Annotated in this window: 11 protein-coding genes; all 11 read right to left on the reverse strand. The window is 68.0% G+C overall.

Going from position 1 to position 12,336, the window contains the following annotated elements; all coding sequences use genetic code 11:
• Positions 1-4: 4 nt before the first annotated feature.
• From nuoL to ACZ4RZ_RS30765, 11 genes are read right to left on the reverse strand one after another with little or no spacing between them, the layout of a single operon-like run.
• Complete coding sequence (nuoL, locus tag ACZ4RZ_RS30715) at positions 5-1,900, reverse strand: NADH-quinone oxidoreductase subunit L (RefSeq protein ID WP_467749491.1); 1,896 nt, start codon at positions 1,898-1,900, stop codon at positions 5-7.
• Between the two features lie 14 nt (positions 1,901-1,914).
• Complete coding sequence (gene nuoK / locus ACZ4RZ_RS30720; RefSeq protein ID WP_004927567.1) at positions 1,915-2,214, reverse strand: NADH-quinone oxidoreductase subunit NuoK; 300 nt, start codon at positions 2,212-2,214, stop codon at positions 1,915-1,917.
• Positions 2,211-3,026: an NADH-quinone oxidoreductase subunit J gene (locus ACZ4RZ_RS30725; RefSeq protein ID WP_467749493.1), complete on the reverse strand. Its 816-nt coding sequence runs from the start codon at positions 3,024-3,026 to the stop codon at positions 2,211-2,213. Before ACZ4RZ_RS30725 ends, nuoK begins: the two co-directional genes overlap by 4 nt.
• A complete protein-coding gene (nuoI, locus tag ACZ4RZ_RS30730; protein WP_467749494.1) occupies positions 3,023-3,625 on the reverse strand; it encodes an NADH-quinone oxidoreductase subunit NuoI in 603 nt (200 codons plus the stop codon). The genes ACZ4RZ_RS30725 and nuoI overlap by 4 nt, the downstream gene beginning before the upstream one ends.
• Positions 3,618-4,991 carry an NADH-quinone oxidoreductase subunit NuoH gene (nuoH, locus tag ACZ4RZ_RS30735; protein WP_467749496.1) on the reverse strand — a complete coding sequence of 458 codons (1,374 nt, stop codon included), beginning with the start codon at positions 4,989-4,991 and terminating at the stop codon, positions 3,618-3,620. The genes nuoI and nuoH overlap by 8 nt, the downstream gene beginning before the upstream one ends.
• The gene (locus ACZ4RZ_RS30740) at positions 4,988-7,492 is read right to left on the reverse strand and encodes an NADH-quinone oxidoreductase subunit G (protein ID WP_467749498.1); all 2,505 of its coding nucleotides are present in this window, start codon (positions 7,490-7,492) and stop codon (positions 4,988-4,990) included. Before ACZ4RZ_RS30740 ends, nuoH begins: the two co-directional genes overlap by 4 nt.
• Positions 7,489-8,838, reverse strand: a complete 1,350-nt coding sequence (gene nuoF / locus ACZ4RZ_RS30745) for an NADH-quinone oxidoreductase subunit NuoF (protein WP_467749499.1) — start codon at positions 8,836-8,838, stop codon at positions 7,489-7,491. Before nuoF ends, ACZ4RZ_RS30740 begins: the two co-directional genes overlap by 4 nt.
• Positions 8,835-9,644, reverse strand: a complete 810-nt coding sequence (gene nuoE, locus ACZ4RZ_RS30750) for an NADH-quinone oxidoreductase subunit NuoE (protein ID WP_467749795.1) — start codon at positions 9,642-9,644, stop codon at positions 8,835-8,837. Before nuoE ends, nuoF begins: the two co-directional genes overlap by 4 nt.
• Positions 9,645-9,673: 29 nt before the next feature.
• Positions 9,674-11,014: an NADH-quinone oxidoreductase subunit D gene (locus tag ACZ4RZ_RS30755; protein WP_467749501.1), complete on the reverse strand. Its 1,341-nt coding sequence runs from the start codon at positions 11,012-11,014 to the stop codon at positions 9,674-9,676.
• Entirely contained in the window at positions 11,011-11,772 is a 762-nt protein-coding gene (locus ACZ4RZ_RS30760) for an NADH-quinone oxidoreductase subunit C (RefSeq protein ID WP_467749503.1), read from the reverse strand. Before ACZ4RZ_RS30760 ends, ACZ4RZ_RS30755 begins: the two co-directional genes overlap by 4 nt.
• Complete coding sequence (locus ACZ4RZ_RS30765) at positions 11,769-12,323, reverse strand: NuoB/complex I 20 kDa subunit family protein (RefSeq protein ID WP_056552623.1); 555 nt, start codon at positions 12,321-12,323, stop codon at positions 11,769-11,771. Before ACZ4RZ_RS30765 ends, ACZ4RZ_RS30760 begins: the two co-directional genes overlap by 4 nt.
• Positions 12,324-12,336: the final 13 nt, after the last annotated feature.

Genomic DNA, 12,336 nt, shown 5'->3' on the forward strand with positions numbered 1-12,336 from the left:
GGTATCAGACCGCCCTCATCAGCAGGGTGGCGGCGATGAGGATCGCCGCACCGCCGAACATCGAGACCGCGTAACTGCGCGCATAGCCGTTCTGCAGTTTCCGGAGCCGCCCGGAGAGGCCGCCCATTGAGGCCGCCGTGCCGTTGACGACCCCGTCGACCAGGGTGTGGTCGACGTACACCAGAGAGCGCGTGAGGTGCTCTCCGCCGCGCACCAGCACGACGTGGTTGAAGTCGTCCTGAAGCAGGTCGCGCCGGGCGGCCCGGGTGAGCAGGGAGCCATGCGGGGCGACCACCGGGACGGGACGGCGCCCGTACTGGGCGTACGCGATTCCGGCGCCGACGACGAGGAGCACCATCGTGGCCAGCGTGACCGTAAGGGCGCTGACGGGCGAGTCGCCCTCCGAGTGTCCGGTGACGGGCTCCAGCCAGTGCAGGAAGCGGTCGCCGATGCTGAAGAAACCACCCGCGAAGACCGATCCGAAGGCCAGCGCGATCATCGGGATCGTCATGGACCTGGGCGACTCGTGCGGGTGCGGTTCATGCCCTTCCGCGTCCGATTCCCAGCGCTTCTCCCCGAAGAAGGTCATCAGCATCACGCGCGTCATGTAGAACGCGGTGATCGCCGCGCCCAGAAGGGCCGCGCCGCCGAGGATCCAGCCCTCGGTGCCGCCCTTGGCGAAGGCCGCCTCGATGATCTTGTCCTTGGAGAAGAAGCCTGACAGGCCCGGGAAGCCGATGATGGCGAGGTAGCCGAGGCCGAACGTGACGAACGTGATCGGCATGTACTGCCTGAGGCCGCCGTACTTCCTCATGTCGACCTCGTCGTTCATGCCGTGCATGACCGAACCGGCGCCGAGGAAGAGCCCGGCCTTGAAGAAGCCGTGCGTCACCAGGTGCATGATCGCGAAGACGTAGCCGATGGGGCCGAGGCCCGCGGCGAGCACCATGTAGCCGATCTGCGACATGGTCGAACCGGCGAGTGCCTTCTTGATGTCGTCCTTCGCGCAACCGACGATCGCACCGAAGAGGAGCGTGACCGCGCCGACGACGGTGACGACCAGCTGTGCGTCGGGCGCGGCGTTGAAGATCGCGCCGGAGCGGACGATCAGGTACACGCCCGCGGTCACCATGGTCGCGGCGTGGATGAGGGCCGAAACCGGGGTCGGGCCCTCCATCGCGTCCCCGAGCCAGGACTGCAGCGGCACCTGGGCGGACTTGCCGCAGGCGGCGAGCAGCAGCAGCAGACCGATGGCGGTGAGCTTGCCCTCGCCCGTCTTGTCCACGCTGTCGAACACCGGCCCGAAGGCGAAGCTCCCGAAGGTCGTGAACATCAGCATGATCGCGATCGACAGACCCATGTCGCCGACGCGGTTGACCAGGAAGGCCTTCTTCGCGGCGGTGGCGGCGCTGGGCTTGTGCTGCCAGAAGCCGATCAGCAGGTACGAGGCGAGACCGACGCCCTCCCAGCCGACGTACAGCAGCAGGTAGTTGTCGGCGAGGACGAGCAGCAGCATCGCCGCGAGGAACAGGTTCAGATAGCCGAAGAAGCGGCGGCGGCGCTCGTCGTGCTCCATGTACCCCACCGAGTACAGGTGGATCAGCGAGCCGACGCCGGTGATCAGCAGCACGAACGTCATCGACAACTGGTCGAGCTGGAAGGAGACGTCGGCCTGGAAGCTGCCGACCGAGATCCAGGTGTACAGGTGTTGGCCGATGGCTCGGTGCTCCGCGTTCTTCCCCAGCATGTCGGCGAAGAGCACCACGCCGATCACGAAGGAGGTGGCCGCGAGGGCCGTACCGATCCAGTGGCCGACGGCGTCCAGCCGCCTGCCGCCGCACAGCAGTACGGCCGCTCCGAGCAGAGGCGCCGCTACCAGCAGCGCAATCAGGTTCTCCACGATTCAGCGACCCCTTACAGCTTCATCAGGCTGGCGTCGTCGACCGAGGCCGAGTGGCGGGAACGGAACAGCGACACGATGATCGCGAGCCCGACCACGACCTCCGCGGCGGCGACGACCATCGTGAAGAAGGCGATGATCTGGCCGTCGAGATTGCCGTGCATACGGGAGAAGGCGACGAACGCGAGGTTGCAGGCGTTGAGCATGAGCTCGACGCACATGAACACCACGATCGCGTTCCGCCTGATCAGCACGCCGGTGGCGCCGATCGTGAACAACAGGGCGGCGAGATAGAGGTAGTTGACCGGGTTCACTTCGACCCCTCTCCCGAGTTCGTGCGCTCCAGGCGCTCCTCGGCGCGCTGCTCCAGGGCCTTCAGGTCGCTCAGCGCCTCTGTCGACACGTCACGGATCTGCCCGCGCTCACGCAGCGTCTTGTTGACGGTCAGCTCGGACGGGCTGCCGTCGGGCAGCAGGCCCGCGATGTCCACCGCGTTGTGCCGGGCGTAGACGCCGGGGGCCGGCAGCGGCGGTACGTGCTTGCCCTCCCGTACACGCTGCTCGGACAGCTCGCGCTGGGTCTTGGCGCGCTCGGTGCGCTCGCGGTGCGTGAGGACCATGGCACCGACGGCGGCCGTGATGAGCAGGGCGCCGGTGATTTCGAAGGCGAACACGTACTTCGTGAAGATGAGGGCGGCGAGCCCGTCCACGTTGCCGTTCGCATTCGCCTTGGCCAGGCCGTTGAAGTCGTTGATGGACGCGTTCCCGATACCCGCGATCAGCAGGATGCCGAAGCCGAGCCCGCACACCAGGGCCAGCCAGCGCTGACCCTTGATGGTCTCCTTCAGGGAGTCCGCCGCGGTGACACCGACGAGCATGACCACGAAGAGGAACAGCATCATGATCGCGCCGGTGTAGACGATGATCTGGACGACGCCCAGGAAGTACGCGCCGTTGGCGAGGTAGAAAACCGCCAGGACGATCATGGTCCCGGCGAGACAGAGCGCGCTGTGCACGGCCTTCTTCATGAAGACGGTGCCCAGAGCGCCGATCACAGCGACGGTGCCGAGGACCCAGAACTGGAAGGCCTCTCCGGTGGAGGTGGAGTAGGCGGCCAGGTTGCTCATGCCTCCACCTCCTCACCCGCGGGCTTCTCACCTTTGGAGACGGCCACTTGGCGTTCCGTGCCGGGCGCCGCCTCCGTCACCAGGCCCCGGTAGTAGTCCTGCTCGTCCATGCCGGGGAAGATCGCGTGCGGCGTGTCGACCATGCCCTCTTCGAGACCGGCGAGCAGCTGCTCCTTGGTGTAGATGAGGTTGGCGCGGCTGCTGTCGGCGAGCTCGAACTCGTTCGTCATCGTGAGCGCGCGCGTGGGGCACGCCTCGATGCACAGGCCGCAGAGAATGCAGCGGGCGTAGTTGATCTGGTAGACGCGGCCGTACCGCTCGCCCGGCGAGTAGCGCTCCTCGTCGGTGTTGTCCGCGCCCTCCACATAGATGGCGTCCGCGGGGCAGGCCCAGGCGCACAGCTCGCAGCCGATGCACTTCTCCAGGCCGTCCGGGTGGCGGTTGAGCTGGTGCCGGCCGTGGAACCGCGGGGCGGTGGTCTTCTGCTGCTCCGGGTACTGCTCGGTCAGCCGCTTCTTGAACATGGCCTTGAAGGTCACGCCGAAGCCGGCGACGGGGTTCTGGAAACCGGGCTTGGTCTCCTTCGGCTCCTCAGCCATCGGACCCCTCCTTTCCGTCACGAGATCCGTCAATTGATCCGTCACTCGCAGTATCGGACCCACCACTGACAATCAACTCCCGCTCGCGGCGCGGGCGGCGCCGCGGCACCGGCGGAAGCTGCTGTCCCGGCAGCGGCGGTACGGGGAATCCGCCCGCCATCGGGTCGAAGGCGGCGGGTTCGGCGGGCGCCTCCTGAGCTCCGTGCTTGTCGCGGAAGATGTCCGCGGCGAACGAGAGCAGCAGCAGGACGAGGACGCCTCCCCCGACGTACAGGGCGATGTCCGCGAAGTCGTAGTTCTCGTTCCTCAGCGTCCGTACGGTCGCGACGAGCATCAGCCAGACCACGGAGACCGGGATGAGGACCTTCCAGCCGAGCTTCATCAGCTGGTCGTAGCGGACGCGCGGGAGCGTGCCGCGCAGCCAGATGAAGAAGAACAGCAGCAGCTGCACCTTCACCACGAACCAGAGCATCGGCCACCAGCCGTGGTTGGCGCCCTCCCAGAAGGTGCTGATCGGCCAGGGGGCCCGCCAGCCGCCCAGGAAGAGCGTGGCCGACACGGCCGAGACCGTCACCATGTTCACGTACTCGGCGAGCATGAACATCGCGAACTTGATGGACGAGTACTCGGTGTTGAAGCCGCCGACCAGGTCGCCCTCGGACTCCGGCATGTCGAAGGGGGCGCGGTTGGTCTCGCCGACCATCGTCACGATGTAGATCAGGAACGAGACCGGCAGCAGGATGATGTACCAGCGGTCGTGCTGCTGCTCGACGATCGTCGACGTCGACATCGACCCGGAGTAGAGGAACACCGAGGCGAAGGCGGCACCCATGGCGATCTCGTACGAGATCATCTGCGCGCAGGACCTCAGACCACCGAGCAGCGGGTAGGTGGATCCAGAACTCCAACCCGCGAGCACGATCCCGTAGATGCCCACCGAGGCGACCGCGAGGATGTAGAGCATCGCGATCGGCAGGTCGGTGAGCTGCATCGTGGTGCGGTGGCCGAAGATCGAGATCTCGTTGTCGGCCGGTCCGAAGGGGATCACCGCGATCGCCATGAAGGCCGGGATGGCCGCGACGATCGGCGCGAGGACGTAGACCACCTTGTCCGCGCGTTTGACGATGACGTCTTCCTTGAGCATCAGTTTGATGCCGTCGGCGAGCGACTGGAGCATGCCCCAGGGGCCGTGCCGGTTGGGGCCGATGCGCAGCTGCATCCAGGCGACGACCTTGCGTTCCCACACGATGGAGAACAGCACGGTCACCATCAGGAAGGCGAAGCAGAAGACCGCCTTGATGACGACCAGCCACCACGGGTCGCGGCCGAACATGGAGAGGTCTTCAGCGGCGAGGTACGGGCTCATGCCTCCACCTCCTTGGGGGCCTCGGCGGGCAGGGTCGCCGGGCCGATGCGGACGAGGGCGCCGGGCAGCGCCCCGGTGTCGGAGGCGACGCCTCCTCCGGTGGAGTTCAGCGGGAGCCAGACCACGCGGTCGGGCATCTCGGTGATCTGCAGCGGAAGTTCGGCCACTCCGGTGGGACCGGTCACGGCGAGGACGTCGCCGTCCTTGACGCCCGCCTCGGCGGCCGTGGCGGCCGACACGCGCGCGCGTGCTGCGTGCCGGGTCCCGGCGAGCGCTTCGTCGCCCTCCTGGAGGCGGCCCTGATCGAGCAGCAGCCGGTGCCCGGCCAGTACGGCCTCTCCGGCGGCCGGGCGCGGCAAGTGCGCCGCGACCTCCAGGGGCTCGGTGGCCCGCGGCCCGTCCCAGGCACCGAGCCGGTCCAGCTCCGCGCGCGCGGTGCGCAGATCCGGCAGACCCAGGTGTACGTCCATGGCGTCGGCCAGCATTTGCAGGACGCGCGCGTCGGTGGGCGACAGGCGGCGGGTCATCTGGTCGGGCTTGAGCGCTGCCTCGAAGAAGCGGACCCGGCCTTCCCAGTTGAGGAAGGTGCCCGCCTTCTCGGCGACCGCGGCGACCGGAAGGACGACATCGGCGTGCTCGGTGACCTCGCTTGGGCGCAGTTCCAGCGACACCAGGAAGCTCACTTCGGAAAGTGCCGCACGCGCGCGTGCCGGATCGGGAAGGTCGGCGACCTCCACACCCGCGACCACCAGGGCCTGCAGTCCGCCACCTGCGGCGGCCTCGACGATCTCACCGGTGTCGCGGCCGTAGCGGTGCGGGAGTTCGGAGACTCCCCAGGCCGCCGCGACCTCGTCCCGCGCGCGCGGGTCGGTGGCCGGACGTCCGCCCGGCAGCAGGGACGGGAGTGCGCCCGCCTCGATCGCGCCGCGCTCCCCGGCCCGGCGCGGAATCCACACCAGCTGGGCGCCGGTCGCGGACGAGGCCCGCACGGCGGCGGTGAGCCCGCCCGCCACGGCCGCGAGCCGCTCGCCGACGACGATCACCGCACCCTCGGCGCGCAGCGCCTCGGCGGCCTTGGCGCCGTCGCCCTCCAGGCCGACACCGCTCGCGAGCGCGTCCAGCCACTCGGTCTCGGTGCCGGGCGCGGCCGGCAGCAGCGTGCCACCCGCCTTCTCCAGGCCGCGCGTCGCGTGCGTGGCGAGTGAGAAGGTCTTCTGTCCGTGCCCGCGCCACGCCTTGCGCAGCCGCAGGAAGACGCCGGGCGCCTCCTCCTCGGACTCGAATCCGGCGAGCAGGACAGCGGGCGCCTTTTCCAGAGAGGTGTACGTGACGCCCGTACCGTCGAGGTCCCGGCCGCGTCCGGCGACCCGGGCCGCCAGGAAGTCGGCCTCCTCGGCGTTGTGCACGCGCGCGCGGAAGTCGATGTCGTTCGTGTCGAGGGCCACGCGCGCGAACTTGCTGTACGCGTAGGCGTCTTCGACGGTGAGCCGGCCACCGATGAGGACGCCGGTCCGGCCGCGGGCGCCCGACAGCCCCTCGGCGGCGATCGAGAGAGCCTCCGGCCAGGAAGCGGGCACGAGCTCACCGGACTCGTCGCGGACGAGAGGTGTCTCCAGCCGGTCCCGCTGCTGCGCGTACCGGAAGGCGAACCGCCCCTTGTCGCAGAGCCAATCTTCGTTGACCTCGGGGTCGGGAGCCGCGAGCCGCCGCATGACCTTGCCGCGCCGGTGGTCGGTGCGGGTGGCACAGCCGCCGGAGCAGTGCTCGCACACGGAGTGCGAGGAGATGAGGTCGAAGGGGCGCGAGCGGAAGCGATACGCCGCCGACGTCAGCGCGCCCACCGGGCAGATCTGGATCGTGTTCCCGGAGAAGTACGACTCGAAGGGGTCGCCCTCACCGGTGCCGACCTGCTGGAGCGCGCCCCGCTCGAGCAGCTCGATCATCGGGTCGCCCGCGATCTGGTTGGAGAACCGGGTGCACCGGGCGCACAGCACGCACCGCTCGCGGTCGAGCAGCACCTGGGTGGAGATCGGCACCGGCTTCTCGTACGTCCGCTTCTTGCCCTCGAAGCGGGACTCGGCGTTGCCGTGCGACATCGCCTGGTTCTGCAGGGGGCACTCGCCGCCCTTGTCGCAGACGGGGCAGTCCAGCGGGTGGTTGATGAGCAGCAGCTCCATCACACCGTGCTGGGCCTTCTCGGCCACCGGGGAGGTGAGGTGGGTCTTGACGACCATCCCGTCCGTACACGTGATCGTGCAGGACGCCATCGGCTTGCGCTGGCCCTCGACCTCGACGATGCACTGGCGGCAGGCGCCGGCCGGGTCGAGGAGCGGGTGGTCGCAGAAGCGGGGGATCTCGATGCCGAGTTGTTCGGCGGCCCGGATGACCAGGGTGCCCTTGGGCACGCTGATCTCCACGCCGTCGATCGTCAGCGAGACCAGGTCTTCCGGCGGAACCGCCGAGTCTCCTCCACCGGAGGGAGCGCTGGTGGTCACCGTCATGCGTTCACCTCCGTGCGGTCGGCCCAAGCCGTGGACTTGGCCGGGTCAAAGGGGCAGCCGCGGCCCGTGATGTGCTGCTCGTACTCCTCGCGGAAGTACTTGAGCGAGGAGAAGATCGGCGAGGCGGCACCGTCGCCGAGGGCGCAGAAGGACTTGCCGTTGATGTTGTCGGCGATGTCGTTCAGCTTGTCGAGGTCGGACATGACGCCCTTGCCTGCCTCGATGTCGCGCAGCAACTGCACGAGCCAGTACGTGCCTTCGCGGCACGGTGTGCACTTGCCGCAGGACTCATGGGCATAGAACTCGGTCCAGCGGGTGACGGCGCGGACGACGCACGTCGTCTCGTCGAAGCACTGCAGGGCCTTGGTCCCGAGCATGGAACCCGCGGCACCCACTCCTTCGTAGTCAAGAGGGACGTCGAGGTGCTCGTCGGTGAACATCGGCGTCGAGGAGCCGCCCGGCGTCCAGAACTTCAGCCGGTGGCCGGGCCGCATCCCGCCGCTCATGTCGAGGAGTTGACGGAGCGTGATGCCGAGCGGGGCCTCGTACTGGCCGGGATTGGCGACGTGGCCGCTGAGTGAGTACAGCGTGAAGCCCGGGGACTTCTCGCTTCCCATCGACCGGAACCATTCCTTGCCCTTTTGCAGAATTGCGGGAACTGACGCGATCGACTCGACGTTATTTACAACAGTTGGGCACGCATAGAGGCCCGCGACGGCAGGGAAGGGGGGACGAAGCCGCGGTTGACCACGGCGGCCTTCGAGCGAGTCGAGCAGTGCGGTCTCCTCACCACAGATGTACGCGCCCGCGCCCGCGTGCACGGTGAGCTTGAGGTCGAGTCCGCTGCCCAGGATGTTCTCGCCGAGGTAGCCCGCCGCATAGGCCTCACGTACGGCCTCGTGCAGCCGCCGCAGTACGGGGACCACTTCACCACGCAGATAGATGAACGCATGCGAAGACCGGATGGCATAACACGCGATCACAATGCCCTCGATGAGGCTGTGCGGGTTCGCGAAGAGGAGCGGGATGTCCTTGCAGGTTCCCGGCTCCGATTCGTCGGCGTTGACAACTAGATAGTGAGGCTTGCCATCACCTTGGGGAATGAACTGCCATTTCATTCCCGTCGGGAATCCCGCGCCGCCGCGGCCGCGCAGTCCGGATTCCTTGACATACGCGATCAGGTCGTCCGGCGACATGGCCAGCGCCTTGCGCAGCCCCTCGTACCCCTCGTGCCTCCGGTAGACGTCGAGCGTCCAGGACTCGTCCTCGTCCCAGAAGGCCGACAGTACGGGTACGAGCAGCTTCTCGGGGCTCGTCTCGTTGATCTCGGGTGCCAAGGTCATCACTCCCCCTCCTCGGCTGCAGGACCCGCCGGGTGGGACGGGTCGGAGGCCGATGTGTCCTGCGGCGCGTCGTGTGAGCTCAAGTGCTCGACAGGCGACTCGTCCTGAGGTGCCTCTCCGCCGCGCGGATGCACCACGCGCGCGGGGGCGGTCTCGCCCTTGGCCAGGCGGAGGCCGATCAGGGAGGCGGGTCCCGCGCTGCCGCCCGCTTCGACGGCACCGGCACGCTCGTCGGGGAAGCCCGCCAGGATCCGGGCGGTGTCCTTGAAGGTGCACAAGGGGGCGCCACGGGTGGGTTCGACCCGTGCTCCCGTGCGCAGGTCGTCGACGAGGCTCTTGGCGGAGTCCACGGTCTGGTTGTCGAAGAACTCCCAGTTGACCATCACGACCGGCGCGAAGTCGCAGGCCGCGTTGCACTCGATGTGCTCCAGGGTGACCTTGCCGTCGTCGGTGGTCTCGCCGTTGCCGACGCCCAAGTGGTCCTGGAGGGCCTCGAAGATCGCGTCGCCGCCCATGACCGCGCACAGGGTGTTGGTGCAGACACCCACCTGGTAGTCGCCGCTCGGCTTGCGCCGGTACATCGAGTAGAAGGTCGCGACCGCGGCGACCTCGGCCGTGGTCAGGCCGAGCATGTCCGCGCAGAACCGCTGCCCTGTGCGCGTGACATGGCCCTCCTCCGACTGCACGAGATGCAGCAGCGGAAGGAGCGCCGAGCGGGAGTCCGGGTAGCGGGCGATGATCTCGCGCGCATCCGCTTCGAGCCGGGCTCGAACGTCGTCCGGGTAGTCGGGCGCCGGCAGTTGGGGCATGCCCAGGCTGACGCCCTCGGGGGTGGTGGTCACCGGTCGACGCCTCCCATCACGGGGTCGATGGACGCGACGGCGACGATGACGTCGGCGACCTGGCCGCCCTCGCACATCGCCGCCATGGCCTGCAGGTTGGTGAAGGACGGGTCGCGGAAATGGACCCGGTAGGGGCGGGTGCCTCCGTCGGACACGGCGTGCACCCCGAGCTCGCCCTTGGGTGACTCGATCGCCGCGTACGCCTGTCCCGGCGGGACGCGGAAGCCCTCGGTCACCAGCTTGAAGTGGTGGATCAGAGCCTCCATGGAGGTGCCCATGATCTTCTTGATGTGGTCGAGGGAGTTGCCGAGACCGTCGGGGCCGAGCGCGAGCTGGGCGGGCCAGGCGATCTTCTTGTCGGCGACCATGACCGGGCCGGGCTGCAGCCGGTCGAGGCACTGTTCGACGATCCGCAGCGACTGGCGCATCTCCTCCAGGCGGATCAGGAAGCGCCCGTAGGAGTCGCAGGTGTCGGCGGTCGGGACATCGAAGTCGTACGTCTCGTAGCCGCAGTACGGCTGGCTCTTGCGCAGGTCGTGCGGCAGACCGGCGGAGCGCAGGATCGGGCCGGTGGCGCCGAGCGCCATGCAGCCGGCCAGGTCCAGGTAGCCGACGTCCTGCATGCGGGCCTTGAAGATGGGGTTCCCGGTGGCGAGCTTGTCGTACTCGGGAAGGTTCTTCTTCATCTTCTTCACGAACTCGCGGATCTGGTCCACCGCCCCCGGGGGCAGATCCTGGGCGAGTCCGCCGGGGCGGATGTACGCGTGGTTCATCCGCAGGCCGGTGATCAGCTCGTAGATATCGAGAATGAGTTCACGATCACGGAAGCCGTAGATCATGATCGTGGTGGCGCCCAGCTCCATGCCGCCGGTGGCGATGCACACCAGGTGGGAGGAGAGCCGGTTCAGCTCCATCAGGAGCACGCGGATGATCGTGGCCCGGTCGGGGATCTGGTCCGTGATGCCGAGGAGTCTCTCGACCGCGAGACAGTAGGCCGTCTCGTTGAAGAACGGCGTCAGGTAGTCCATGCGCGTCACGAAGGTGGTGCCCTGGGTCCACGTGCGGAACTCGAGGTTCTTCTCGATGCCGGTGTGGAGATAGCCGATGCCGCAGCGGGCCTCGGTGACCGTCTCGCCGTCGATCTCCAGGATGAGGCGGAGCACCCCGTGCGTGGAGGGGTGCTGCGGCCCCATGTTGACGATGATGCGCTCGTCGTCGGACTTCGCCGCGGACTGGGCGATCTCGTCCCAGTCGCCACCGGTGACCGTATATACGGTGCCCTCGGTCGTCTCCCGGGCCGCAGCGGATGCTGCAGAAGAAGGGGTCTGCGTGCTCATGAGTACGACCTCCGCTGGTCCGGAGCCGGGATCTGGGCGCCCTTGTACTCGACGGGGATGCCGCCGAGGGGGTAGTCCTTGCGCTGCGGGAAGCCCTGCCAGTCGTCCGGCATCATGATCCGCGTCAGCGCCGGGTGACCATCGAAGATCAGCCCGAAGAAGTCGTACGTCTCGCGCTCGTGCCAGTCGTTCGTCGGATAGACGGAGACGAGCGAGGGAACGTGCGGGTCGGCGTCGGGGGCGCTGACCTCCAGGCGGATCAGCCGGTTGTGGGTGATCGAGCGCAGGTGGTAGACGGCGTGCAGCTCGCGCCCCTTGTCGTTGGGGTAATGCACTCCGCTGACGCCCGTGCACAGTTCGAAGCGCAGGGCCGGGTCGTCGCGCAGGGTCTGGGCGACGCGGACCAGGTACTCGCGTTCGATGTGGAAGGTGATCTCGTCGCGGTCGACGACCGTCTTCTCGATGGCGTTCTCGGGGACGAGTCCCTGTTCCTCCAGGGCGCCTTCCAGCTCGTCGGCGACCTCGTCGAACCAGCCGCCGTAGGGGCGGGCAGCCGGACCGGGCAGCCGGATGGACCGGACCAGGCCGCCGTAGCCGGAGGTGTCGCCACCATTGTTGGCGCCGAACATGCCGCGCTGGACGCGGATCTCCTCGCCGCCCTCGCCGCGCTGGCCGGGGAGGTTCTGGGCGCCGAGGTCCTTCTCGGGGTTGACGCCGTTGCCCGGCGTGTTCGCCCCGTTACCGTTCGCGTTGCTCACCGCAGCAGGCCCTTCATCTCGATGGTGGGGAGCGCCTTGAGCGCCGCCTCCTCCGCCTCGCGGGCCGCCTCCTCGGCGTTCACGCCGAGCTTGGAGGTCTGGATCTTCTGGTGGAGCTTGAGAATCGCGTCCAACAGCATCTCGGGCCGCGGCGGACAGCCGGGCAAATAGATGTCGACCGGGACGATATGGTCGACGCCCTGCACAATGGCGTAGTTGTTGAACATTCCACCCGATGAGGCGCAAACCCCCATGGAGATCACCCACTTGGGGTTGGGCATCTGGTCATAGACCTGCCGCAGCACCGGCGCCATCTTCTGACTGACCCGGCCTGCCACGATCATCAGGTCCGCCTGGCGCGGTGACCCGCGGAACACCTCCATGCCGAAGCGGGCCAGGTCGTAGCGCCCGGCGCCGGTCGTCATCATCTCGATGGCGCAGCAGGCGAGTCCGAACGTGGCGGGGAAGACGGACGCCTTGCGCACCCAGCCCGCGGCCTGCTCGACGGTGGTCAGCAGGAATCCGCTCGGCAGTTTTTCTTCGAGTCCCATGTCTTAAAGGCCC

Source organism: Streptomyces sp. NPDC027189 (assembly GCF_055566975.1).